The organism is Couchioplanes caeruleus, assembly GCF_023499255.1.
Taxonomy (GTDB): Bacteria; Actinomycetota; Actinomycetes; order Mycobacteriales; family Micromonosporaceae; genus Actinoplanes; species Actinoplanes caeruleus_A.
Genome location: NZ_CP092183.1, coordinates 4,533,511 through 4,555,957, shown reverse-complemented (window position 1 = coordinate 4,555,957; position 22,447 = coordinate 4,533,511). Strand labels below are relative to the sequence as shown.

The following is a 22,447-nucleotide window of genomic DNA, read 5'->3' as shown; positions in this document are numbered from 1 at the left end:
CTCAGCGCAGGGCGCGGTGTACGGCGCTGCGCAACTGGTCACGGGTGAACGGCTTCTCCAGCAGCCTGACGGCCGGGTCGAGCGTGCCCCGCGCGGCGAGCACCGGGGTGGCGTAGCCGGACATGAACAGCACCCGGATCCCGGGGTGCAGGGCGGTGACCTGCTCGGCCAGCGTCGTACCGAGCAGGTGCGGCATGATCACGTCGGTGAGCAGCAGGTCGATCCCGCCGTCGGGCTGCCGGCGCGCGAGGTCCAGCGCGGCGGTGCTGTCGTCGGCGGTCAGCACCCGGTAGCCGGCGGCGACCAGCAGCCGCCGGCAGACCTGACGCAGGGCCGGTTCGTCCTCGACCAGCAGCACGGTCTCGCCGTGCCCCTGCATGTCGGGCTCCGCCACGTCCGCCTCGGTGCGAGGCGCCGGCCGCCGGTCCGTGACCGGCAGCATGATGCTGATCGTGGTGCCCAGGCCACGCTCGGAGTAGATGCCCACGGTGCCGCCGGCCGCGGTGACGATCCCGTACACCATGGCCAGGCCCAGGCCGGTGCCCTGACCGGGCGCCTTCGTGGTGAAGAACGGCTCGAAGACCCGGTCGATGACCTCCCGCGGCATGCCCGTGCCGGTGTCACTGACCCGCAGCCGCGTGTACTCCCCGGGCCTGATCTGCGGGCACTGGCTCACGTAGTCGGCGTCGGCCAGCACACTCGCGGTGTCGATGGTCAGGGTGCCGCCGTCGGGCATCGCGTCGCGGGCGTTGACCGCCAGGTTCACCAGCACCTGCTCGAACTGCCCCGGATCGAGCAGGACCGGCCCGCAGCCGCCGGGCAGGCGGGTCACGAGCAGGATGTGCTCGCCCAGTACCCGGCGCAGCATGTCCTCGATCTGATGCACCGCGTCGGCGACGACGAGGATCTCCGGCCGGGTGACGTCCTGGCGGGCGAACGCCAGCAACTGCCGCGTCAGATCGGCACCGCGGCGGGCGGCGCGCAGAATCTGCTGACCGTCCCGGTTCACGTCGGCGATCCACGGCTCCGCGTCACCGCCGGCCGGCAGGTGACCGGCGGTGGTGTCGGTGACGAACTCGGCATAGTTGATGATCACGGCGAGCAGGTTGTTGAAGTCGTGAGCGATCCCACCGGCGAGCTGCCCGAGACTCTCGATGCGCTGGGTGTGCTGCAACTGGTTCTGCAACTTCGCCCGCTCCGCCTCCTCGCGCAGCCGGGCCCGCTCCGCCTCGGCGTGCAGCCGGTCGCTGATGTCACGTACGGCCGCGGACACGATCAGCCCCGTGCCGGCCTGCAACCCCGACAGGCTGATCTCCGCCGGGAACACACTGCCGTCCTTACGCCGGGCATGCAGCGGATTGCCGCTTCCCATGGCCCGGTGCGTCGCCGCGGCGGCGTACTTCTTGCGCAGGTCCCGGTGGGCGCGGGTCATGTCGTCGGGTACGAGAATCTCGATCGGCTCGCCCAGCAGCTCCTCACGCCGGTAACCGAACAGCCGCAGCGCCTGAGCGTTGACGAACACGATCGAGCCGGCCTGGTCGACCCCGACGGTGGCGTCCGGCGCCGCGTCGAGCAGCTGCTCGAAGAGCGAATCGCCGTGCGGTCCGCCCGGTGCAGCGCTCAGCACGCCGGGCGTCGCGGCGCTGTCCGGGCGGGCTGGCGCGGGGCTGAGCTCACCGGTGGGTGCGCTATCCGTGTCCATCCCCTCTGCTTAGCCCAGAGCGCCCGGGCCGGTCAGCCGAACCGGCCGATCGGACGGTCCAGGACCGCTTTGCCCTGACTCGTCCCATCCCGCCCGGCCCCTCCGCTTTGTCTGCGCCTCAGCCTCCGCGTCCGCCGGATCGGCGTCGGTGGCGGCTCGCGTATCGTGCTCGTCGATGAAGGTGCTGATCTCCGCCGACATGGAAGGCATCTCCGGCATCGTCCACCCCGACGAGACCAACCCCGGAGGCCACAACTACGAACGCGGCCGCGCCCTGATGACCGCCGAGGTCAACGCGGCCGTCGCCGGGGTGCTGGAGGCCGTACCCGCCGCGACGGTCCTGGTCGCCGACGCGCACGGACCGTACCGCAACCTGCTGCCCGAGGACCTCGACCGCCGCGCCCGCCTGGTCCGCGGCAAACCCCGCCCGCACGGCATGCTGGGCGGCCTGGACACCGACACCGCGGCGGTGCTGCTCATCGGCTTCCACGCCCGCGCGGGCACGGGACCCGCCGTACTGGCCCACACCGTCAGCGACGCCATCCTCGACGTCCGCGTCGACGGCCGCTCCCTGGGCGAAATCGGCCTCACCACGGCCCTGGCCGGCCACCACGGCGCGCCCGTCGTCCTGCTCACCGGCGACGACGCGGCCTGCGCAGAGCTGCGGGACCTCGTACCGGCCGCGGCCACGGTCGCCGTGAAGCAATCCCTCGGCCAGGGCGCCGCCATCGCCCTGCACCCCGACGAAGCCCGCGACCAGATCCACCGCGCCGCCGCCAAGGCCGTACGCCGCGCCGACCACGCCCCGGTCCTGAACCTCCCCGGGCCCCTGGACCAGCAGGTCGACCTCTTCAACCCGGCAACCGCCGACCTGGCGCCACTCATCCCCGGCGTCAGCCGCACCGCCGGCGCCCGGACGGTGTCCTTCACGGCGGAACACATGGAACAGGCGTACGGGCTGGTCCAGCTCCTGAACCACCTCGCGAAAGCCGCCTGACACCGCTCCCGGCGCACCACGCGCCGGCCGCCCGATGCCTCATACGCCGCAGATGAACCCGGCGATCGTCAGCAACATGCACGCAGTCTGCCCAGAGCCGAGCTCCGGCAGCGATCCCTGCGACCGAGCCGACCCGCGGCTGGCCGCCCGCCGGCTCGGGCCAGCCAGTCCCCAGACGCGGCAACCGCGACCATTCCCTCCGGCCGGAGGGAATGCAGGGGGAGCGCGGCGACGCCCTGCGACTCAGGGAACGCGGGGCCGACGCCTGACCCTCGCCATGTCCACGGGCCGCGTACGGTCCACGAACCGCGGCATCTCCGGCTCGTCCTCGCGCAGCGGCACCAGCGTGTCCGTGATCGCCTGCACGATCCGGTCGGTGGCCCGCATCGCCTGCGCCCCCGCCGTACCGGACAGCTCGGACAGGTCCACCGGCTCACCGAAGCGCACCTGCACCACCGGCCGGCGCACCACAGCCCTCAGCACGGACCGCACCACGTCCTTCGGCGACGTGTACGGCAACACCGCATGCGACCCCCACTGCGCCACCGGCATCACCGGTGCTCCGGACAACGCCGCCATCCGAGCCACCCCGGTCTTGCCCCGCTCGGGCCACATCCACGGATCCAGCCCGATACGCCCCTCGGGGTACACGAGGATGACCGAACCCGCCCGCAGAGCCGCCGCCGCCTTGGGCAACGCCTCGGCGACCTGCGCAGTGTGCCGGTCGACCCGCAGGTGCCCGGACGCCCGCATGGCCGCACCCGCGATCGGCGCGTCGAACAACCCACCGGTCGCCATGAACCGCGGAGCAACCCCGGCGATGCTGCACGCCGCGGTCATGATGACCGGATCCACCGGGCTGACATGGTTGGCCGCCAGAATCAGCGGACCATGCCGCAGCTCATCCGGCACCCGCCCGCTCACCCGCAGCCGGCAGATCAACGGAACCAGCACCCGCGACAGGCGCAGAAGCACCCGCCACACCACCGGCACACGCCACGTCACATCGTCCATCAGGGCGCCATGATCGCACGTCACGAGCGCCGGTAGGGGGCAGGCAGGGCAGGCATGGGAGGGGAGGCCGGCGGGCCGGGCAGGCCGGGCAGGTCGGCAGGCCGGGCAGGGGAGGCCGCCGGCAGGGAGTGCCCCGGCGAGAGAGCCCGGCGCTACGGAGCCGCCGCCAGCCCGCCGACCTCAGCCCGCGTCCCGAAGCTCCTGCAACCGCGCCTCGATCTCGGCCAGCTCCGCCCGTAACCGCTGCGCCTGCTGCTCCGCCTCCGCCCGCTCCGCCGCCAGGATCTGCTCCACCGCCTCCTGCACGCCGGGCACGTCCACCAGCGACACCATCCGCATCGCCTCGGCGGGACGGATCACATAGGGCTTCGCCAGCGCCTTCGCGCCCTGGTTCGCCGCCACCGTCCACTCGCCGTCCGTATACGCCAGCGTCACCGTCAACCCCGGCGGAGGCTTCGGCTTGGCTACCCGACCTGGCGCCTTCCGCGGAGCCGGAGCCGGAGCGGCAGAGGCAGCAGCGGCAGGAGCATCAGCAGGAGCATCAGCAGGAGCAGTAGCCGGCGCCCCAACAGCGCCCGGCTTGGCCCCACCCGACCGGCCACCGGCTCCGGAGGAGCCAGAAGCACCGGAGCCCGCCGCACCGGACGACACCGGCACCGGCTTGTCGATGACGAACTCCGGCTCCACGCGCACCGGAGCCGGGGGAGGAGGAGCAGCCTTGCGCACCGCCGCCCCCTTCGGCGCCACCTGTAGATCACCCGGCGCGAACGGCAACTCGTCGCGCCCGAACCGCACCACCACCCACTCGTCGGACTCCGCCGGGTCGGCCAGCGTCACCACCTGACCCACCTGACCCGCGATCTGACCCGCCGACTCCGTGAACATCACCCGTGGCTTACGCCCGGCCGCCAGCCCGTCCCGGATCATCTGCAGGTCGTCGCCGCTCAGCCCTCGCACACCGGTCCGCGCCACCGCCATCGAATCGCCCCTTTGTCGTACGTGTGTTCCAACGTCGTCTGTTCTACCAGCACCCACCGACAAGAACCCGTCAACCCAGCCGGCCCGTCACCGGATCCCGGTCCGTCAGGCAGTAGACCCGCCCCGCCGGATCCCGCAACGTCGTCCACGCAGCTTCCACCCGCACCACCGACGCACCGAGATCGACATGCCGCGCCACCAGGGCCTCCCGGTCCTCACAAGCAACGTCGACGTGCATGCCGGCAGCCGGGGAGCCGACCCGCTGCAGCAGCAGACGCAACGGCATGCCGTTCGGACGTACCAGAAAATCGAACTCCGGGCGCGACCCCCGCCGCCGGGCCCAACCCGTCACCGAAGCCCAGAAATCGGCCTCCGCGTCGAACGACGCGGCCGGAACGTCCACACACAGCTGATCCACCAGACTGCGCGCCCCCAGAGCCCCCACCGGCGCCGGCCGCAGCCGCTCGCCCTGCCAGCGCACCAGACAGAACGCCAGGCCGGCAGGGGAGCGCAGCACCACCAGATCCCCCTCATCCAGCACCACAGCCGCGCCCAGCCCCACCACCCGGCGCGCCTGCGCCGGAACATCCTCGACATGCAGATCCAGGTGGGCCCGCGCCGGGCCGTCCCCGACCACCTGCACCCTCAGGTACGCGTCCCCGCCGGACGGCACCAACGTGGCGAACGCCTCACCCGGCCCCCGCCGCGCCGACATCGTCGAACCCGTCACGGCCTGCCAGAACCCCTCCGCCGCCCGCGACGGAGAATCCAGGAACGCGGTGATCCACCGTACGAAAGTGTCGGACCCAGCCTCTACGGTCTCCGCCATGACCGAGATCCTGCCCTGCCCCCACCCGAAGCCGCTCAGCGGGCGGCGTCCCGCTCCGTCGCCGCCAGCCCCGACACCTGGGCCGGCTCGGCGGGGGAGAGCACCACCCCAACCGCACCCGCCGGCCCGAGTCCGAGTCCTCCAGCTCCACGTCGCCCGGCTTGCCTAAGACCGCGGCCGACAACCTCGCCCGGCCTGCCTAAGACCGCGGCCGACAACCTCGTCCAGCTTGCCCAAGACCGCGGGCGACACCTCGATCGGCGAGGAGCGGCCGACGACCCGGTTCGGCCTGCGCACACCGCCCCTGGGGCCGCGGGCGGCGTTCCGCTCACTGTGGGAACGATCAGTCAGAACGGCGACCAAGGGGGAGAGGGCGTGAAGGCGTCTCCCGGGCAATCGTTCGCATCACGCCGGAAGGTCGAGGACCCCGACGGTCTGCCCACCGCTGCGCTCGCCCGTCACCCGGAAGCCCAGCTTCAGGTAGAAGCCCTCCGGCCCGCCGGCACGCGGCTCCCAGGTGACGTACGCCCGGTCGCCGCCGCGAGCGCGGATCTCCTGGCAGACCGCCTCGACGGCGAACCTGCCGTAGCCGCGCCCCTGGGCGTCGGCCGCGATGGCGAGCCGCCACAGGCCCGATCGCCGGTCGGACGGATCGCGCGCCTCGTTCCACGGGATGTCGAGAAACGCCATCACGAAGCCGACCAGGCGCTCGCCGTCGTAGACGAGCCGCGGCCAGGCGTACGGGGAGAAGACGAACGCCTCGGCGAGGGACTTGACCACCGGCTCGACCAGGTCATCCTGATCCGGACGCACCGACAGTTCGAGAGCCGCCTCGTAGTTCTTGGGGGTGATCTCTTCGAGCCGCATGGGGCGGACCCTAGCGAGCGCGGGGCCGCTTCAGCGACCGGATTGCCGAGCGCGCCCAGGGGCGAGGTGGGCAGTTCGCCTTGGGCAGCGCGCCTCCGACATCACCGAGTCGCGGAAAGTGTCCGTGAGCGGCGTGCAGGGAAGCGCTGACAATGCGTCCAGCTAGTTGGTCGATAATCTACATTATGTCAACTTGAGCGCGGAGAGGGCTCGGAGAGTGCCTGCTGGAGACACGGCAGGACACGGTGGCCGGCAGGGCGACGCCGGGACGCGGATGGGATGACTCGAGCGGCGCAAAGAAACCTGAGGAGGTTGCTTCTGACAGAACCGGCATCGAGACACGGGAGCTGCGTCCCGGAAATCGGCCGTCACGGCGCGCAGCGGCGACGAGATCAGCCCGGGTACTCGGGCCGGCTATCGCGTTGCCTCGACCACCACGGCTGCCAGGACAGGCGGCTCAGCCCCCGGCGCGTCCGCCGCCGAAGCGAGCACCGGTGCGCGAAGCAGCGGAGCGCAACCAGGCAAAGGCGCAACGAACACAACCAGGCGAACTGCACCGAGGACCTGCTCGACGGAGAAACCACTACCGCCGAGACCCTCCCGTACAGACGTCACTTTCCTGCATAATATTCCTTATGCAGGATGAACAAGACATTCCGGTCGAGTCGCTTGTCGAGGAGTTCCTCGGTGCTCGAGCCGTACAGAAGCCGTCTCAGCACACCCTTCTCGCCTACCGCCGCGATCTGACCGCCGTCCTGCGCATCATCGCCGAGCCGCTCGACGTCTCCATCGAGGACGTCACTCTCGGTCACCTCTCCCCTCGTTCGCTGCGGTCGGCGTTCGCGGCGTTCGCGGCTGGGCGGGCGCCTGCCTCGGTGTATCGGGCCTGGTCGACGTGGAATTCGTTCTACGGGTTCCTGGTGGTCGACGGGGTGGTCGCCGGGAACCCGATGCCGGCAGTCGGGAAGCCGAGGGTGTCGGTCCCCTCCCCCAAGCCGCTGCGCGGCGAGGACACGCCGGAGCAGTTGCTCGAGGCGGTGAGCCGGGCTGACGAGCGGCAGCGGGATCCGTGGCCGGAGCGGGATGTGGTCGTGCTGGCGCTGGCGTTGTGTGCCGGGTTGCGGTTGTCGGAGCTGTTGGCGTTGCGGACCGGGTCGGTGGTCGGGCGGCCGGGTGAGCGGCGGGTCGAGGTGGCGGGCAAGGGTGGGCGGCCGCGGTCCGTGCCGATCGAGCCGGAGCTGGATGCCGTGGTGGCGCGGTACGTGGAGAGCCGGCAGGTGCGGTTCGGGCGGGTACGGCCGGATGATGCGTTGCTGGTGGATCGGCGTGGTGAGCCGTTGCGGCGGGGTGGGCTGCAGTATCTGGTGCAGTCGTGTTTCCGGCGGGCGGGGGTGTCGGATCGGGTGCCGCGGGGGGCGCAGTTGCATGCGTTGCGGCATACGTTCGCGACGCGGCTGGCCGAGGACGGGGCGAACGCTTCGGAGATCATGCGGTTGCTGGGGCACGCGTCGTTGACGACGTCGCAGGGGTACATCGAGGTGACGGCGGCGCAGCAGCGGGCGGCGGTGCGGGCGAACCGTACGAACCGGGCGTTGGGCACGTTGCACTGAAGTGTGCGGGGATGCCGGAAGCGGGCCGGCCCGGAGGAAGGGGCCGGCCCGCGAAGGTCCGCCGAACAGGCCCGCGAAGGGTCCGGAAGGAGATCTGGGACGAGGGCCCAGGCTGAGGTTCCGAGCTGAGGTCCGGGAATGGATGGCCCCGAAGGGATGGCCCGGGGGCGCCGGCAGGGTCAGCTGTTGAGGAAGCTCAGCAGCGCCTCGTTGAACTCGGTCGGGTGCGAGGCGTTGATGCCGTGCGGCCCGTCCTGGATGACCACGAGCTTCGCACCGGGGATGGTGTCCGCCGTGCGCTTGCCGCTGTGCTCGATGGGGACGATCGCGTCGCTGTCGCCGTGGATGACCAGCGTGGGGATGCTGATCTTGGCGAGGTCGCCGCGGAAGTCGGTGAGGCCGAAGGCGGCGATGCAGTCGAGAGTGGCCTTGGGACTGGCGAGGTGGGCGAGTTCCTGGGCGTAGCGGACCTGGTTGTCGCTGACCTTGAGGGTGCCGCCGGCCTTGAAGAAGTTCTCGGCGAAGCCGTCGACGAAGGCGATGCGGTCGGTGGTGACGCCGTCCTGGAACTGCTTGATGGTGGCGTCGTCGAGGGCGCCGTCGGGGTTGTCGTCGCTCTTGTAGAGGTACGGCGGTACGGCGCCGGCGAAAACGGCCTTGCTGACCCGGTCGGTGCCGTACGTGCCGAGGTAGCGGGCGACCTCTCCCCCGCCCATGGAGAAGCCGACGAGGGTGACGCCGGTGAGGTCGAGGTGTTCGAGCAGGGCGCGCAGGTCGGCGGCGAAGGTGTCGTAGTCGTAGCCGGTCCAGGGCTGGCTGCTCTTGCCGAAGCCGCGGCGGTCGTACGCGATGACGCGTTTGCCGTCGGCGACGAGGGCGGGGATCTGGGCTTCCCAGCTGCGGCTGGACAGGGGCCAGCCGTGGATGAGCACGACGGGGTCGCCGGTGCCGAAGTCTTCGTAGTAGAGGTCGGCGCCGTCGGAGGTCACGTAGGGCATGGTGGTTTCCCCTCTGGAGAAGACGGTCAGGCGAGGTTGAGGGTGACGTCGACGTTGCCGCGGGTGGCGTTGCTGTACGGGCAGACCTGGTGGGCGGCTTCGAGGAGCCGGTGTGCGGTGGCCTCGTCGACGCTGGGCAGTTCGGCCTCGATGGTGATGGTGAGGCCGAAGGCGCCGGTGCCGTGGGGGCCGATGCCGACGTCGACGGTGATGGCGGTGTCGGTGAGCTGGATGTTCTGCTTGCTCGCGACGATCTTGAGGGCGCTGTGGAAGCAGGCGGCGTAGCCGGCGGCGAAGAGCTGTTCAGGGTTGGTGAGGTGGCCGCCGGGGCCGCCCATCTCCTTGGGGACGGCGAGGTCGAGGTCGAGGACGCCGTCGCTGGAGCGGGTGTGTCCGCCGCGGCCGTCTCCGGTGGCGGTGGCGGAGGCGGTGTAGATGGCCTGCATGGTGGTTCCTTTCAGTCGAGGGTGGTGGTGGTTGCCGCGCCGCGGATGCGGGTGAGCAGGGTGTGCAGGGTGGTGAACTCGTCGATGCTCAGGTCGAGGGCGCAGGCCAGGCGTTGCGGCAGGTCTGCTACTCGATGCTGCAGGTCGGAGCCCTTGTCGGTGGCCGTGATCCAGACGATGCGTTCGTCGTCGGTGCCGCGGGTGCGGTGGATGAGGCCCTGGTTCTCGAGGCGTTTGAGCAGGGGTGAGAGCGTGCCGCTGTCGAGTTGGAGGGCGGCGCCGAGGTCCCGGACGGTGATGCGGCCGCGGTGCCAGATGACGCGCAGGGCCGCGTACTGGGGGTAGGTGAGGCCGAGGGCGTCGAGGGCGGGCCGGTAGAGGCTGGTCATGGCCCGGGAGGCGGCGTACAGCTCGAAGCAGATCATCTGTTCGAGGCCGGTGCTCTCTTGCATACGCCGAACGGTAGTACGCAATTGGGTTGTGCACAACTGAACTGAGGTGGTGGCCACACCTCTAGGATCTGCGCATGATCACTTTCATCCCGCTGCCGCTGCCCGCGCTGCGCGCGCTCGTCGCCGGGGACCTCGCCACGGCGGGCGCGGTGGCGGGTCACCCGCTGAGCGAATGGATCCTGGGCGAGCGGTGGCTCTGGGAGATCCGGGTACGCGACATCGAGGCGAATCCGGCGGCCGAGGAGTGGGTCGCCCGGGCGGCCGTGGCGGACGGACAGGTCGTCGGGGCGGGCGGCTTCCACGGGCCGCCGGACGACGAGGGTCGCGTGGAGGTCGGTTACGGGGTGGATCCCGCGTACCGCAGGAGGGGTTATGCCAGGGCGATGCTCGCGGAGCTGATCCGGCGTGCGGAGGGTGACCCGCGGGTGCGTCTGGTGCGGGCGAGCATCCGGCCGGACAACGTGGCGTCGCTGGCCACGATCGCGCCGTTCGGTTTCGAGCAGGTCGGCGAGCAGTGGGACGAGGTCGACGGCCTGGAGGTCATCTACGAGCGGGCGGTCTGAGCCGCCGCCCGCCGCAGCCGTGAGGGCTCAGGCAACGGCGGGGTCGAGGTGCACGACGAGCGGCCGGTGGTCGGAGACCGGGACGGCCGGGGTGCGGATCTGCACGACCGGGCCGAGCGGGGCGGCGCCGCGGGGGTCGGCGAGGATGTGGTCGAGCTGGGCGCGTGGTGCGGGGCTGGGGTACGTGGGCCGTCGGGCGAGGCTGCGCCAGCCGGTGAAGGCGCGCACGGGCCCGGCGGGCATGTTGAGGTCGCCGAGCAGGATGCGCGGGGCGGGCAGGGCTCGCAGGGCGCGGACGGCGGCGCGCAGCTGGCGCACGTTCCAGCCGGGGACGAACGACAGGTGGGTGGTGGCGACGGTCATCGGGCCGGTGGGGGCGTCGACGACGGCGGCGATCATGACGCGGGGCTCGTCCTTGAGCATGATGAGGCCGCCGCCGGGGCCGGGCGCCCAGACCGGTGAGCGTACGGGCGCGGCCGGCAGCTGGGTGATCTGCCAGCGCAGCACCGGATAGCGGCTGACCAGGGCGATGCCGTACAGGGGGTGCACGTTGTCGTCCTCGGACTGCCAGGGGTGCCAGGTCTCCCCCGGTGTGCCGGCGACCGCCGCGGCGAAGCGGTGGGCGGGGGCGCCGAGGGCGTCGGCGGCGATGGCGGTGAGGTCGAGGTGGCCGCTGCGGGGCTGGGCGCGGTCGACCTCCTGCAGGCCGAGCACGTCGGCGTCGAGGTCGGCGACGGCGTCCGCGATCCGGCCGGCGTGTACGGTGCCGTCGGACAGGGAGCGGCCGTGCAGCAGGTTGAAAGTGGCCAGGCGCACGGGTGTAGAGCCTATCCCCGGTACCGGAGGTGTGCGGTGTTGATCAAGGCGTTCTGCTGTGCGATGTCGGTGTTCCTGCTCATCGGGACGGCGGGGATCTGGCTGCGGCGGCGCCGGGGGTGACCGGCATGCTTGTCAGCCGTGGATGGTCTTTCGGTCGTTACTTTGCTGGGGGCGGCGACGGCGGCGGGCTGGGTCGACGCGGTCGTCGGCGGTGGCGGGCTGCTGTTGCTGCCGGCGTTGCTGATCGCGGCGCCCGGGTTGCCGCTGGCCACGGCGCTGGGCACGAACAAGCTGGCGGCGGTGGCGGGCACGAGCACAGCGGCGGTGACGTACGCGCGGCGTACCAAGCTGGACTGGCGGGTGGCGGGGCCGGCGGCCGGGATGGCGGTGGTGGTCTCCGGGCTGGGGGCGCTGCTGGCGGGCCGGGTGCCGGCGGGGGCGTACCGGCCGGTGGTGCTGGGCGTGCTGGTGGCGGTCGCGTTGTTCGTGACGCTGCGCCCGGCGATGGGGCTGGTCGCCGATCCGTTCAAGCGCACCCCGGCGCGGATGGTGGCGGTGGTGGCGCTGGCCGGCGGGGTGATCGCCGCGTACGACGGTCTGATCGGCCCGGGTACGGGCACGTTCCTGGTGCTGGCGTTCACCACGGTGGTGGGCGCGGACTTCGTGCACGGCTCGGCGATGGCGAAGATCGTGAACACGGGTACGAACCTGGGCGCGCTGGCGGTGTTCGGCGCGACCGGGCACGTGTACTGGCTGCTGGGCGCGGGCATGGCGGTGTGCAACATCGCCGGCGCGGTGCTCGGTGCGCGGATGGCGTTGCGCCGCGGCTCGGGCTTCGTGCGGGTGGTGCTGCTGGTCGTCGTGCTGGCCCTGATCGTGAAGTTGGGCGTGGACCAGTTCCGGGCCTGAGCCGGTGCGCGAGGATGGGCGCATGACCGACGACGATCTCATCGCCCGGCTCGAGGAGCAGGAGCGGCGGCTGACCTTCACCCGGTTCACCAACGCGGACGCATGGCAGCTCGGCAGCCTGCTGGTGGACCTGGCCACCGGCAGGGAGCTGCCGGTGGCCGTCGACATCCGCCGGGGTGCGCAGCAGCTGTTCCACGCCGCGCTGCCGGGCAGCACGGCCGACAACGACCATTGGATCGCCCGCAAGGTACGGGTGGTGGAACGCTTCGCGGCCTCGTCGTACCTGGTGGGGCGCCGGCTCGCGGCGAGGGGTGACGCGCTGGACGCCAAGTACGGGGTGGATCCGGCCGACTATGCGGCTCACGGCGGTGCTTTCCCCGTACGCGTGGCGGGTGTGGGTGTGGTGGGTACGGTGACCGTGTCGGGGCTGCCGCAGGCCGACGACCACGCGCTGGTGGTCGAGGCGATCGAGACCTATCTGGCGGACTGAGCGGCGCTCTCCACGGCGGCCTTGTCGATGCCGAGCCCGGCCAGCACGCCGCCGGGCGGCTCCTCCTCGATGAGCGCGAGCAGGATGTGCTCGGTGCCCACGGTGTCGTCGCCCAGGCGCAGCGCCTCCCGGAAGGTCAGTTCCAGGACCTTGCGCGAGCGGGCGTCGAACGGGATCAGCTCGGGCATGTCCCCGCCCGGTGCCTCGGGCAGCGAGGCCATGGCGGCCTCGCGCACCCGCGCGAAGTCGCCGAGCACGGCGTGGGCCGTGGCGCCGGGCACGTCGAGCAGCCCCAGCAGCAGGTGCTCGGGGCGGATCTCGGGGTGCCTGGTGGCGCGCGCGGCGGTCATCGAGCCGGTGACGGTCGTGCGGGCGTTGGTGCTGAAGCGGCTGAAGCCCTGCGACATGTCGAGGTCGGGCTTGGTCACGAAGCGTTTCTGGGCGGCCTGCTTGCTGACGCCCATGCTGCGGCCGATGTCGGTCCAGGAGGCGCCGGAGCGGCGGGCCTGGTCGACGAAGTGGCCGATGAGGTGGTCGGCGAGGTCGCCGAGGTGGTCGGCGAGCAGCACGGCGTCCGACAGCCGCTCCAGCGGGGCGTCGGGCCGGTTGGCGGTGATGCTGTGGATGAGGTCGTCGAGCCGTACGGGCGGCGAGGTCTGCGTCATGCCGTCAACTCTAAGTTGACGCTGATTGCTCGTCAACCACCGGTTGACGCGTAGGGTGATCCGCCATGGCCCTCAACCCGGTACGTCACATCACTGTGGACGCTCACGACCCCTGGCGGCTCGCCCAGTTCTGGACCCTGGTCACCGGCTACCCGGTCAGCGACCAGGACGCTCCGGACGACGACGAGATCCTGCTCGAGGCGCCGGAACCAGGCTGGCCCGGACTGCTGTTCATCCGGGTGCCCGACGACAAGGCCGGCAAGAACCGCGTGCACCTCGACGTCCAGCCGCCCACCGGCACCCGCGACGAGGCCGTGCAGCGCTTCCTGGACGCCGGCGCCACCCTGCACGAGGACCATCGCACCGCCGACGGGCTGGGCTGGGCCACCCTGCGCGACCCCGAGGGCAACGAGTTCTGCGTCGAGCGCAGCGCCGCCGAGCGTGGCCCGGGCCGGCCGTGACCGGCACCGCGCAGCTCGGTGACCGTACGGTGCACCGCCTCGGCTTCGGCTCGATGCGCCTCACCGCGAACCCCGACCGGGAGGTGGCCATCCGGGTGCTGCGCCGCGCAGTGGAGCTGGGCGTCGACCACATCGACACCGCTGCGTTCTACGTCTCCCCCGGCGGCACGCTCGGCGTCGGCACGGGCGAGAAGCGGTACGCCACCGAGCTCATCCGCGCCGCGCTCAGCCCGTACCCGCGGAACCTGGTCATCGCCACCAAGGTCGGCGCCGCCGCCGGCGACCGGCCGGCCACCGCGGCCGAGCTGCGCGCCCGCGTCGAGGACAACCTGCGCCGCCTCGGCGTCGACGCCCTCGACGTGGTGAACCTGCGGTTGCGCGACCGCGGCGCCTCGCTGGGCGAACAGTTCACCGCCCTGGCGGAGCTGCGCCGCGAGGGTTTGATCCGGCACCTGGGCATCTCGAACGTGCGGCCGCACCATCTCGACGAAGCGCAGCGCATCGCCCCGGTCGTGTGCGTGCAGAACGAGTACGGCCTGGACCTGCGCGACGCGGACGGCACGGCGCTGCTGCACGAGTGCGCCCGGCGCGGCATCGCGTTCGTGCCGTACTTCTCCGTCGCCGGACCCGGCCGGGAGCAGGGTGCGTCCGGGGCGGCGGGCGGCGAGGCGCTACGGGCCGTCGCCGCCGCGCACGGCGTCACCGAGCATCAGGTGCGGCTCGCCTGGATCTTGCACCAGGGCCCGCACGTGCTGGCCATCCCGGGCACAGGCAGCGTCGAGCACCTGGAACAGAACATGGCCGCCGGCGGGATCACCTTGACCGGCTCGGAACTCGACTCACTGTGATGGAGCCCCTAGACGGCCGCGAGATCACGCTAGTTTGATCTGCCATTGCTCTTCAAGAAACGCGATGAGCTCGGCACGGCCCGGATCCTTCGCGCCTTTGTACGCCGCGGTACGGCTGTTGAGGACATCCCGTACGTCCTTGTCGCCCAACGTCGACCGGTTCTCGGTCAGCGTCGCGACCTCGAACAGGAACACGTTGCCGGTCTCCGACGCCTCGTGCAGCGCATGCCCGTACTCGTGCCAGATGACGGCCGACTGGTACGCCGGAGTCCCCGCGAAAACTTCTTCCTTGATGACCAGGGTGTTTATTGCCACCGCCTTCATGAGCTCGTTCCAGCGATCCGCCAGGTTCTCCGCCACGTAATCGCGCGCATTGTCCATCTGACCCGTGATCCAGGTCTTCTGTTGTTCGGTCTTCACGCACATGCCGGGGTTCCCGCTCAGGCCGACCGACATCGACTTGGGCAGCACCACAATGACGACCTCCTTCGGCGCGACCTGCGCAAGGATGCGCTCCGCCTGGTCCAGCACGGCACTGTCGATCATGTCCGACTCCTGTTCGCGATTGTCGTCGGGCCGGCGCGGACGCGCCGAATGTCGTGACCCTGATCGCGATGACAGTTTCGTGTTCGATCCGGTGACGGAATAGGCCAGCGTCCATGTGGCGACAGACCCGCATCCGACAGCTCAACCGTTCATCGGTCGTTGCGGGCGGCCTCTCGGCGACCGCGGCTGCCCATCGGCGTCTGCGACAGGTCCACCGCCTGCGCGCTGAGGTTCTTGAAGCCGTAGCCGCGCGAGGAGCACCACTCTTGCGCGGCCGTCTGCGCCCGGGCCGTCACCGCGGGGATGTCGCGCTCCTCGGCCACCGTCTCGGCGTAGCGGAACGTGAAGAACGGGCGGGCGGCGATGTCGTAGGTCATCGACCCGTCGGCGGTGAACGCGGCGAACGCCACGTCGTGCTCGGCGGCCGCGGCCAGCAGCTCGGCGCGTTGGGCGTCGGTGAGCGCGTCGAAGGCGCCGCGGACGGTGACCCGGATGGTGCGAGACGTCATGGCGCCGACCGTAGCCGCCGCGCCGGCCGCCGACACCCCAATTACCGGGGCGGCGACAGCGGGCGGGTGGCCGTGGGCGCGGCGAAAGTGGTGAGGAACCTGTCGCGGAACTGGTCCATGCGCCACACCGGGGCCTGCGGGTCCGGCCGCAGCCCGTCGGTCCAGCCCCAGGACGTCACCCGGTCCAGCACCGCCGGGTCGTGCGCGACGATCGTCACCGGCACGTCGCGGCTCGCCCGGTCACCGACCACCACCGGCGCCGGCTGGTGGTCGCCGAGGAACACCAGCACCAGGTCGTCCGTGCCGTACGTGCGCACCCACGACACGAGGCTGCCGATCGAGTACGTGATCGACTGGGCGTACGCGGCCCGCACCCGCACCGGGTCCTTCCACACCTGCGCGGCGCTCTGGCCCTGCGCGTGCTGCGCGGCGTACATGGAGCCGTCGCCGAGCTGGTCCCAGCCGACCATCGACGGCAGCGGCGCCCACGGCGTGTGGCTGGAGACGAACGTCAGCTCCGCCATCAACGGCGTGCGGCCCGGGCGGGCGTACTCGGCGTCGGTGAACGCCTTGAGCGTGAACTGGTCGGGGACCGGCCCCCAGCCGAACACCGGCCCGTGATAGCCCAGCGTGCGCGAGTCGTACAGCCGGTCGTAGCCGTAGAACTGCGCCTCGGGCCACGCGTACGTGACACCCGGCTCGACCGCGACGGTCTGCCACGCGCCGGCCTTCTTGAACGCGCCGGTCAGAGTGAGCCGGTCGCCGGAGACCAGGCTGCGGTAGCGCTGCTCGTTGTCGATCCACACCCCGGACTGGAACGTCGAGTGCGCCAGCCAGCTGCCGCCGCCGGCGGTCGGCGAGGTCAGGAACCCGCTGCGGGCGCCGTAGCCCGCGTCGCGCAACTGTGCCGTGCCGGCCGTCAGCGCCGCGCGCACGGTGGTGTCCAGCGCGGGGTCCTCGATGGCCGAGCGGCCGTAGCTCTCGATGAACGCGAACACCACGTCCTTGCCGCGCAGCCCGCCGAGCAGCTGCTCCGGCGCGGTGTCGCGGAACGCGTCGGCCGCGACCTCGGTGGTGAACGCCCGCTTGTCGCGGATCGCCGCGGGCACGGTCAGCACGCTGTCACGCGCCAGCGCCACCGCCGTGTCGGAGGCGACGTAGACCCCGGGCACCAGCGACGCGCCCAGTACGGCCAGGACCAGCCACGCCACGGCGGCGACCCCGACGGACACGCGAGCCGGGCGCCGGTGCCGGGCCGCGACGGCGGCCAGACGCCGCACCGCGAAGACCATCACCACAGGTACGGCCACAGCAAGGGCGATCGCCCCCACGAGCGCCGCCACCGCCGCCCCGCCGCCCGCCGAGCCCTCGACGAACCGGTATCCGTCGGCGAACAGCGGCCAGTCCAGCACCGGGTCGAACGGGCGCGACAGCACGGCGAAGAACCCGAGGTCGATGACCTTGACGACGCTCAGCACCCCCAGCAGCGCCCCGAGCACCCCGGCGGTGACCGCCCGCGCCCGCGCCGGCAGCGCCAGCAGCACGGCGGCGACGGCCAGCGCCTCCAGCGGTACGCGCAGCAGCGTCGCCCACGGTGACGCCCCGGGCGGCAGCCGGGTGACCTGGTCGGGCACGACCAGCGCCAGGAAGACCACGGAAGCGGCGAGACCGGTGGCGATCCACCCGGCGACGCGGCGCGGACGAGACACCCTGAACGATCCTTTGCCTCGAGCGACGGAAGGCAGCAGCCTACCCCTACCTCCTGCACACGCCCCGGGCTCGTAACCGGTTCATCTCAGGCCTCACAGCCGGAGGACGCGCGCCTCCGGTCCGGGTCGTCCGCCGCGGCGATGATGGCGTCGAGCCGGTCGCGGGTGTTCGTCAGGTCCCGGATCTGGGTGTCGATGCGTTCCCGCTCGGCCGCGAGCTGGGCGCGCATCGCGTCCGTGGCGACGCCGGTGTGCACGCAGCCCACCAGCCCGGTGATCGACTTGCTGCTGAGCCCGGCGGCGTACAGCGCCTGGATCCACCGGACCCGCTGCACCGCGTCCTCGCCGTAGTGCCGCTGCCCGCTGGCATGCCGCTGCGAGCTCAGCAGCCCCTGCTCCTCGTAGTAGCGCAGCGCCCGCGGGCTCACCCCGGCCGCCGCCGCCACCTCACCGATCCGCACAACCGCCTCCGGTAGATCCCCGTCACATCGGACTTGCCCTTGACGCCAACGTCAGGTTTTAGCGTAGCCCTGCCCCCACCACCCAGAGGCACAAGGGAGATTCACATGGACATCACCGGTTCGGTCGCGCTCGTCACCGGCGCCAACCGCGGCATCGGCCGTCAGTTCGCCCTCGACCTGCTCGAACGCGGCGCCGCCACGGTGTACGCCACCGCCCGCAACCCGCACAGCATCGACATCCCCGGCGTACGGACGCTGGCACTCGACGTCACGGACCCGGCCTCGGTCGCCGCCGCGGCGGCCGCCGCCCCCGACGTCACCCTGCTGATCAACAACGCCGGGGTGTCGGCGTACCAGAACCTCGTCACCGGCGACCTGGACAAGATGCACGCCGAGGTCGACACCATGGTGTGGGGACCGCTGGGTGTCATCCGCGCGTTCGCGCCCGCGCTGGAACGCAACGGCGGCGGGGCGATCCTCAACGTGCTGTCGGCCATGTCGTGGTTCTCCTACGACGGCGCCAACTCCTACTCGGTGGCCAAGGCGGCGGAGTGGGCGGTGACCAACGGCGTACGCCTCGAGCTCGCCAAGCACGGCACCCTCGTCACCGCCCTGCACATGGGCGCCGTCGACACCGACATGATGGCCCGCTTCGACATCGACAAGCTCGCGCCGTCCGAGGTCGTGCGCGCCGCCCTCGACGGCATCCAGGCCGGGCGGCTCGAAGTCCTCGCCGACGAGTGGAGCCGCCACGTCAAGGCCTCCCTGGCCGGCGACCCCGGCGACTTCTACCGCCACTGAGAAAAAACTGCCGGCGCGATGTCGAGAACGGACCGGCGGCTTCGTCCCCGCAGCGAACACGGCAAGAATGGCCGTACCGTACCGAGGAGCTCACCATGGCCAAGTACCTGCTGCTCAAGCACTACCGCGGCGCGCCGGCGGCGGTCAACGACGTCCCGATGGACAAGTGGACCCCCGAGGAGGTGTCGGCCCACATCCAGTACATGCAGGACTTCGCGGCCCGGCTGGAGACCACCGGCGAGTTCGTCGACGGTCAGGCGCTGTCGCCGGAGGGCACCTTCGTGCGCTACGACGGCGAGGGGCGCCCGCCGGTCACCGACGGCCCGTTCGCCGAGACCAAGGACCTCATCGCCGGCTGGATGATCATCGACGTCGACACGTACGAGCGGGCCCTCGAACTGGCCGGGGAGCTGTCCGCCGCACCGGGCGCCAACGGCAAGCCGATCCACGAATGGCTCGAGGTGCGCCCGTTCCTGGCCGAGCCCGCCACCATCACGGAGTGACGCCGAGGTGGACGAGGCACTGCTGCGCACCCTGACACCCGCCGTCATCGGCGTGCTCGTCCGCCGCGGAGCCGACTTCGCGGCGGCCGAGGACGCCGTGCAGGAAGCCCTGCTGGAGGCCGTACGGGCGTGGCCGCACGACGCGCCGCGCGACCCCAAGGGCTGGCTGGTCACGGTCGCCTGGCGCAAGTTCCTCGACGCCACCCGCGCCGACACCGCACGGCGGCTGCGCGAGGTGCGCGTCGACGCCGAACCGCCTCCCGGGCCCGGCGAGGCGGTCGACGACACCCTGCAGCTGTACTTCCTGTGCGCCCACCCGTCCCTGTCCCCGTCGTCGGCCGTCGCGCTCACCCTGCGCGCGGTCGGCGGCCTCACCACCCGCCAGATCGCGCAGGCGTACCTCGTCCCCGAGGCGACCATGGCGCAGCGCATCAGCCGCGCCAAGCGGACCGTCGCCGACGTCCGCTTCACCCGGCCCGGCGACGTCGCCACGGTCCTGCGGGTGCTCTACCTGGTGTTCAACGAGGGCTACTCCGGCGACGTCGACCTCGCCGAGGAGGCGATCCGGCTGACCCGCGAGCTCGCGGCCCGCATCGACCACGAGGAGGTCGCCGGGCTGCTGGCCCTCATGCTGCTGCACCACGCGCGGCGAGCGGCCCGTACCGGGCCGGGCGGCCGGCTGATCCCCCTGGCCGAGCAGGACCGCAGCCGGTGGGACACCCGCCTGATCGCCGAGGGCGTCGAGGTGCTGCAGGCCGCGCTGGCCCGCGACCGGCTCGGCGAGTTCCAGGCCCAGGCGGCCGTCGCCGCGCTGCACGCCGACGCCCGCACCGCCGCGGAGACCGACTGGGTGCAGATCGTCGAGTGGTACGACGAGCTCGTACGCCTCACCGCCAACCCGGTGGCCCGCCTCAACCGGGCCGTCGCCGTCGGTGAGGCCGACGGCGCCCGGGCTGGGCTGGCCGCCCTGGCCGAGCTCGACCCGGCTCTGCCCCGGTATGCGGCGGTGGCCGCGTACCTGCATGAACGCGACGGCGACCCGGCCGGGGCGGCACACCTTTACGCGGAGGCTGCCCGCGCGGCGCACAGCGTGCCCGAGCGAGACCACCTCACCCGGCAGGCCGCGCGGCTCAACGCGACCACCAGGTGACCGTGCAACGACGACACCAGCTCGCGCACCGCAAGTCTGTCCGCTACGGACAAGGACTGATCGCTCTGCGACATCATCCGTGCCTCCGGGGGCTGTTACTGTGCGGCGGTGCCGGTCATCATCCGCCTCGCCGCCGGGCTGGGTACGCCATGATGCCGAACCTGCGACATTCCGTACGCGCCATCGTCGTCGACGATCACGACCGCGTCCTGCTCTGCCGGTTCGTCTTCCCGCACCCGGTGGTGCCGCAGCAGGTGACGGGCGTGTGGGCTGCACCGGGCGGCGGGATCGAACCTGGCGAGGACCGCCTGACCGCGCTGCGCCGCGAGCTGCGCGAGGAGACCGGCCTGTCGGTCACCGCGGACCCGCCGCACGTCTGGCACCAGGAAGTCGCGGCGGCCGGCATCGTCAACGACTACTTCCTGGTGCGCACGGACCACTTCGAGCCCCGCGGCGAGCTGACCGACGCAGAACTCGCCGGGGAGCACCTGGCGGCGTTCCGCTGGTGGCGGCTGCCGGAGATCGCCAGCTATTCGGGACCCGAGCTGTTCTCACCCCGCGACTTGGCTACGCCGTTGACGGCACTTCTCACCGCGGGCATCCCGGACCAGCCGGTCCACCTCGGCCTCTAGGTTCCTTCTGCGTTATCCGTCCGGGTGAGCCGCGGTCAACGGCGACTCACGCGGCCGCGAGCGCCTCGGCGGTCACCGGTGTCCGCTGCGCCGCGGGGCCGGTGCGCAACTCCGCCAGAAATGCCAGCGCCCGGATGCCGGTGAGCGTGGCGCCCTGCTCCTCGACCAGGACGGGCAGCGGGCCGCCGCCGGCCGTGGCGAGCCAGTCGTCGTGCCAGCGGCGCATCCGCAGCCAGCCGGTCGTGGTGATCGGCGCACCGCTGAACGAGGTCGTGGCGCCGAGCGCTCGCGTCATGCCCAGCGGAGACCCGTCGCCGTACCGGGGCAACGCCCGGTCGGGCGAGCAGCGATAGGGCTCGATCGGGAACGGCGGATAGCTGATGTCGCTGACGACGTCCCGCACGTCGTACGGGTTGCCGAGGTGCCGGCCACCGATCCAGATCGCGTCGAACAGCGCGCGCCGGACCTCGTGGTGCAGCCCGTCTGTAACCGCTTCCGCGTAAGCCGACGTGGCCGCGTACGTATTGCTGATCAGGGCCGGTGCCGACCGGGGTGTGCGCTCGTCCGGGGCGGCGAGGAGCCGGACCTGAGCCAGAGCGCGGCCACCCAGGCCCGGGTCCGCCTTTGCCGGGCTGCCCGTCATGGACAGGCGCGGCGAATGCTCGACCGCGCGCCAGCCGACCTCGACGCCCTGGCGGAGCAGCGCGTCGATACGCAGGCTGGCGAGATACGAGTACGGACAGTTGAAGTCGCCGTAGACCGTGACCCTCATCGGTGCCTCCCAGATTATTTTTTACTATCCCCATCGTATATATTGATTGGGTGCCTGACGATGTGACGTACGACGCGCTCGCCGTCCCCAGCCGCCGACGCCTCCTGGCGGCGCTCAAAACCGCCGGCGCCGGCCTCGACGTGGCGGCGCTGTCGGCGGCCACCGGGCTGCACGGCAACACCGTCCGCTTCCACCTCGACGTGCTTGCCCGGGCCAACCTGGTCCGGCAACACAGCGAGCCCGGAAGCGGCCGCGGCCGGCCCCGGCTCCTGTACACCGCGACCGAGGCGGGCGAATCCCGCGACGGTCACGCGCTCCTGGCCGAAATGATCGTCAGCCACCTCGACCCGGCGACAGCCGAGGAGGCCGGCCGGGCCTGGGCCCGGCGGGCCGCACCGGGCGAGCGGACACCTGCCACCGTCACGCAACGGGTCATGACGACCTTCGCCGACATGGGATTCGACCCGACGCTAGAGCCCGGCACCGAGGGCCGGACCCGCATCGGCCTGCACGCCTGCCCGTTCCGGGACATCGCCCGCCGGCACCCGGAGGTGGTGTGCACGATGCACCGCGGACTGCTCCGGGGACTCATCGAGCAGCACGGCGCCGGCGAGGTCGAGGGCGACATGACGCCCTTCGTGGAACCGGACCTCTGCGTGGCCCACCTCAACCCCGTGTCCCAGCGGACGGCCGGAGCCGGATGAGCCCGCCACCGC

Annotated in this window: 27 protein-coding genes; 12 read left to right on the top strand and 15 right to left on the bottom strand. The window is 71.8% G+C overall.

What is annotated here, in order from left to right:
- Position 1: 1 nt before the first annotated feature.
- On the bottom strand, positions 2–1,702 hold the full coding sequence (locus COUCH_RS21095) for a PAS domain S-box protein (protein WP_249606899.1): 1,701 nt from the start codon (positions 1,700–1,702) through the stop codon (positions 2–4).
- Between the two features lie 175 nt (positions 1,703–1,877).
- Here COUCH_RS21095 and COUCH_RS21090 point away from each other — a divergent pair, with 175 nt between their 5' ends.
- Complete coding sequence (locus COUCH_RS21090; protein WP_249606898.1) at positions 1,878–2,699, top strand: M55 family metallopeptidase; 822 nt, start codon at positions 1,878–1,880, stop codon at positions 2,697–2,699.
- A gap of 243 nt (positions 2,700–2,942) precedes the next feature.
- On the opposite strand, the gene COUCH_RS21085 is transcribed toward COUCH_RS21090, so the two are convergent.
- The 4 genes from COUCH_RS21085 to COUCH_RS21070 all read right to left on the bottom strand — a co-directional run bounded on the left by COUCH_RS21085 (position 2,943) and on the right by COUCH_RS21070 (position 6,387).
- A complete protein-coding gene (locus COUCH_RS21085) occupies positions 2,943–3,713 on the bottom strand; it encodes a lysophospholipid acyltransferase family protein (RefSeq protein WP_249606897.1) in 771 nt (256 codons plus the stop codon).
- Positions 3,714–3,893: 180 nt separating this feature from the next.
- Complete coding sequence (locus COUCH_RS21080) at positions 3,894–4,691, bottom strand: hypothetical protein (protein WP_249606896.1); 798 nt, start codon at positions 4,689–4,691, stop codon at positions 3,894–3,896.
- A 70-nt stretch (positions 4,692–4,761) separates the two neighbouring features.
- Complete coding sequence (locus COUCH_RS21075; RefSeq protein WP_249606895.1) at positions 4,762–5,520, bottom strand: VOC family protein; 759 nt, start codon at positions 5,518–5,520, stop codon at positions 4,762–4,764.
- A gap of 405 nt (positions 5,521–5,925) precedes the next feature.
- A complete protein-coding gene (locus COUCH_RS21070) occupies positions 5,926–6,387 on the bottom strand; it encodes a GNAT family N-acetyltransferase (protein ID WP_249606894.1) in 462 nt (153 codons plus the stop codon).
- A 635-nt stretch (positions 6,388–7,022) separates the two neighbouring features.
- Between COUCH_RS21070 and COUCH_RS21065 the strand changes: the two genes are divergently transcribed.
- Positions 7,023–7,997 carry a tyrosine-type recombinase/integrase gene (locus COUCH_RS21065; RefSeq protein ID WP_249606893.1) on the top strand — a complete coding sequence of 325 codons (975 nt, stop codon included), beginning with the start codon at positions 7,023–7,025 and terminating at the stop codon, positions 7,995–7,997.
- A gap of 179 nt (positions 7,998–8,176) precedes the next feature.
- Here COUCH_RS21065 and COUCH_RS21060 read toward each other — a convergent pair whose 3' ends face one another.
- From COUCH_RS21060 to COUCH_RS21050, 3 genes are read right to left on the bottom strand one after another with little or no spacing between them, the layout of a single operon-like run.
- Positions 8,177–8,995, bottom strand: a complete 819-nt coding sequence (locus tag COUCH_RS21060; RefSeq protein ID WP_249606892.1) for an alpha/beta fold hydrolase — start codon at positions 8,993–8,995, stop codon at positions 8,177–8,179.
- A 26-nt stretch (positions 8,996–9,021) separates the two neighbouring features.
- Positions 9,022–9,441: an organic hydroperoxide resistance protein gene (locus tag COUCH_RS21055; RefSeq protein WP_249606891.1), complete on the bottom strand. Its 420-nt coding sequence runs from the start codon at positions 9,439–9,441 to the stop codon at positions 9,022–9,024.
- An 11-nt stretch (positions 9,442–9,452) separates the two neighbouring features.
- On the bottom strand, positions 9,453–9,893 hold the full coding sequence (locus tag COUCH_RS21050; protein ID WP_249606890.1) for a MarR family winged helix-turn-helix transcriptional regulator: 441 nt from the start codon (positions 9,891–9,893) through the stop codon (positions 9,453–9,455).
- A 74-nt stretch (positions 9,894–9,967) separates the two neighbouring features.
- On the opposite strand from COUCH_RS21050, the gene COUCH_RS21045 reads away from it, so the two are divergent.
- Positions 9,968–10,456, top strand: coding sequence for a GNAT family N-acetyltransferase (locus COUCH_RS21045; protein ID WP_249606889.1), 489 nt, complete (start codon positions 9,968–9,970; stop codon positions 10,454–10,456).
- 27 nt (positions 10,457–10,483) lie between these two features.
- Here COUCH_RS21045 and COUCH_RS21040 read toward each other — a convergent pair whose 3' ends face one another.
- On the bottom strand, positions 10,484–11,272 hold the full coding sequence (locus tag COUCH_RS21040; protein WP_249606888.1) for an endonuclease/exonuclease/phosphatase family protein: 789 nt from the start codon (positions 11,270–11,272) through the stop codon (positions 10,484–10,486).
- A 141-nt stretch (positions 11,273–11,413) separates the two neighbouring features.
- Here COUCH_RS21040 and COUCH_RS21035 point away from each other — a divergent pair, with 141 nt between their 5' ends.
- Together COUCH_RS21035 and COUCH_RS21030 are read left to right on the top strand one after the other, a co-directional pair.
- Complete coding sequence (locus tag COUCH_RS21035; protein ID WP_249606887.1) at positions 11,414–12,184, top strand: sulfite exporter TauE/SafE family protein; 771 nt, start codon at positions 11,414–11,416, stop codon at positions 12,182–12,184.
- A 22-nt stretch (positions 12,185–12,206) separates the two neighbouring features.
- Positions 12,207–12,674 carry a heme-degrading domain-containing protein gene (locus COUCH_RS21030; protein ID WP_249606886.1) on the top strand — a complete coding sequence of 156 codons (468 nt, stop codon included), beginning with the start codon at positions 12,207–12,209 and terminating at the stop codon, positions 12,672–12,674.
- Here the strand turns inward: COUCH_RS21030 and COUCH_RS21025 are convergent.
- Positions 12,659–13,339, bottom strand: a complete 681-nt coding sequence (locus COUCH_RS21025; protein ID WP_249606885.1) for a Clp protease N-terminal domain-containing protein — start codon at positions 13,337–13,339, stop codon at positions 12,659–12,661. The genes COUCH_RS21030 and COUCH_RS21025 overlap by 16 nt on opposite strands.
- 65 nt (positions 13,340–13,404) lie before the next feature.
- Between COUCH_RS21025 and COUCH_RS21020 the strand changes: the two genes are divergently transcribed.
- Both COUCH_RS21020 and COUCH_RS21015 read left to right on the top strand, forming a co-directional pair.
- Complete coding sequence (locus tag COUCH_RS21020; protein WP_249606884.1) at positions 13,405–13,800, top strand: VOC family protein; 396 nt, start codon at positions 13,405–13,407, stop codon at positions 13,798–13,800.
- Positions 13,797–14,648 carry an aldo/keto reductase gene (locus tag COUCH_RS21015; RefSeq protein WP_275979952.1) on the top strand — a complete coding sequence of 284 codons (852 nt, stop codon included), beginning with the start codon at positions 13,797–13,799 and terminating at the stop codon, positions 14,646–14,648. Before COUCH_RS21020 ends, COUCH_RS21015 begins: the two co-directional genes overlap by 4 nt.
- Positions 14,649–14,672: 24 nt before the next feature.
- On the opposite strand, the gene COUCH_RS21010 is transcribed toward COUCH_RS21015, so the two are convergent.
- The 4 genes from COUCH_RS21010 to COUCH_RS20995 form a co-directional block, all read right to left on the bottom strand.
- Positions 14,673–15,194: a hypothetical protein gene (locus COUCH_RS21010; protein ID WP_249606883.1), complete on the bottom strand. Its 522-nt coding sequence runs from the start codon at positions 15,192–15,194 to the stop codon at positions 14,673–14,675.
- Between the two features lie 149 nt (positions 15,195–15,343).
- Positions 15,344–15,703 carry a DUF6204 family protein gene (locus COUCH_RS21005; protein ID WP_249606882.1) on the bottom strand — a complete coding sequence of 120 codons (360 nt, stop codon included), beginning with the start codon at positions 15,701–15,703 and terminating at the stop codon, positions 15,344–15,346.
- Between the two features lie 41 nt (positions 15,704–15,744).
- On the bottom strand, positions 15,745–17,412 hold the full coding sequence (locus tag COUCH_RS21000; RefSeq protein WP_249606881.1) for a sulfatase: 1,668 nt from the start codon (positions 17,410–17,412) through the stop codon (positions 15,745–15,747).
- 86 nt (positions 17,413–17,498) lie between these two features.
- Complete coding sequence (locus COUCH_RS20995) at positions 17,499–17,873, bottom strand: MerR family transcriptional regulator (RefSeq protein ID WP_249606880.1); 375 nt, start codon at positions 17,871–17,873, stop codon at positions 17,499–17,501.
- 105 nt (positions 17,874–17,978) lie between these two features.
- Here COUCH_RS20995 and COUCH_RS20990 point away from each other — a divergent pair, with 105 nt between their 5' ends.
- From COUCH_RS20990 to COUCH_RS20975, 4 genes are all read left to right on the top strand, one after another.
- Positions 17,979–18,674, top strand: a complete 696-nt coding sequence (locus tag COUCH_RS20990; protein WP_249606879.1) for an SDR family oxidoreductase — start codon at positions 17,979–17,981, stop codon at positions 18,672–18,674.
- A gap of 95 nt (positions 18,675–18,769) precedes the next feature.
- Complete coding sequence (locus COUCH_RS20985; protein ID WP_249606878.1) at positions 18,770–19,177, top strand: YciI family protein; 408 nt, start codon at positions 18,770–18,772, stop codon at positions 19,175–19,177.
- Positions 19,178–19,184: 7 nt separating this feature from the next.
- On the top strand, positions 19,185–20,327 hold the full coding sequence (locus COUCH_RS20980; protein ID WP_249606877.1) for an RNA polymerase sigma factor: 1,143 nt from the start codon (positions 19,185–19,187) through the stop codon (positions 20,325–20,327).
- A 149-nt stretch (positions 20,328–20,476) separates the two neighbouring features.
- On the top strand, positions 20,477–20,959 hold the full coding sequence (locus COUCH_RS20975; protein WP_275979951.1) for an NUDIX hydrolase: 483 nt from the start codon (positions 20,477–20,479) through the stop codon (positions 20,957–20,959).
- A 46-nt stretch (positions 20,960–21,005) separates the two neighbouring features.
- On the opposite strand, the gene COUCH_RS20970 is transcribed toward COUCH_RS20975, so the two are convergent.
- Complete coding sequence (locus COUCH_RS20970) at positions 21,006–21,731, bottom strand: DsbA family oxidoreductase (protein WP_249606876.1); 726 nt, start codon at positions 21,729–21,731, stop codon at positions 21,006–21,008.
- Between the two features lie 50 nt (positions 21,732–21,781).
- On the opposite strand from COUCH_RS20970, the gene COUCH_RS20965 reads away from it, so the two are divergent.
- Positions 21,782–22,435, top strand: a complete 654-nt coding sequence (locus COUCH_RS20965; RefSeq protein ID WP_249606875.1) for a helix-turn-helix transcriptional regulator — start codon at positions 21,782–21,784, stop codon at positions 22,433–22,435.
- Positions 22,436–22,447: the final 12 nt, after the last annotated feature.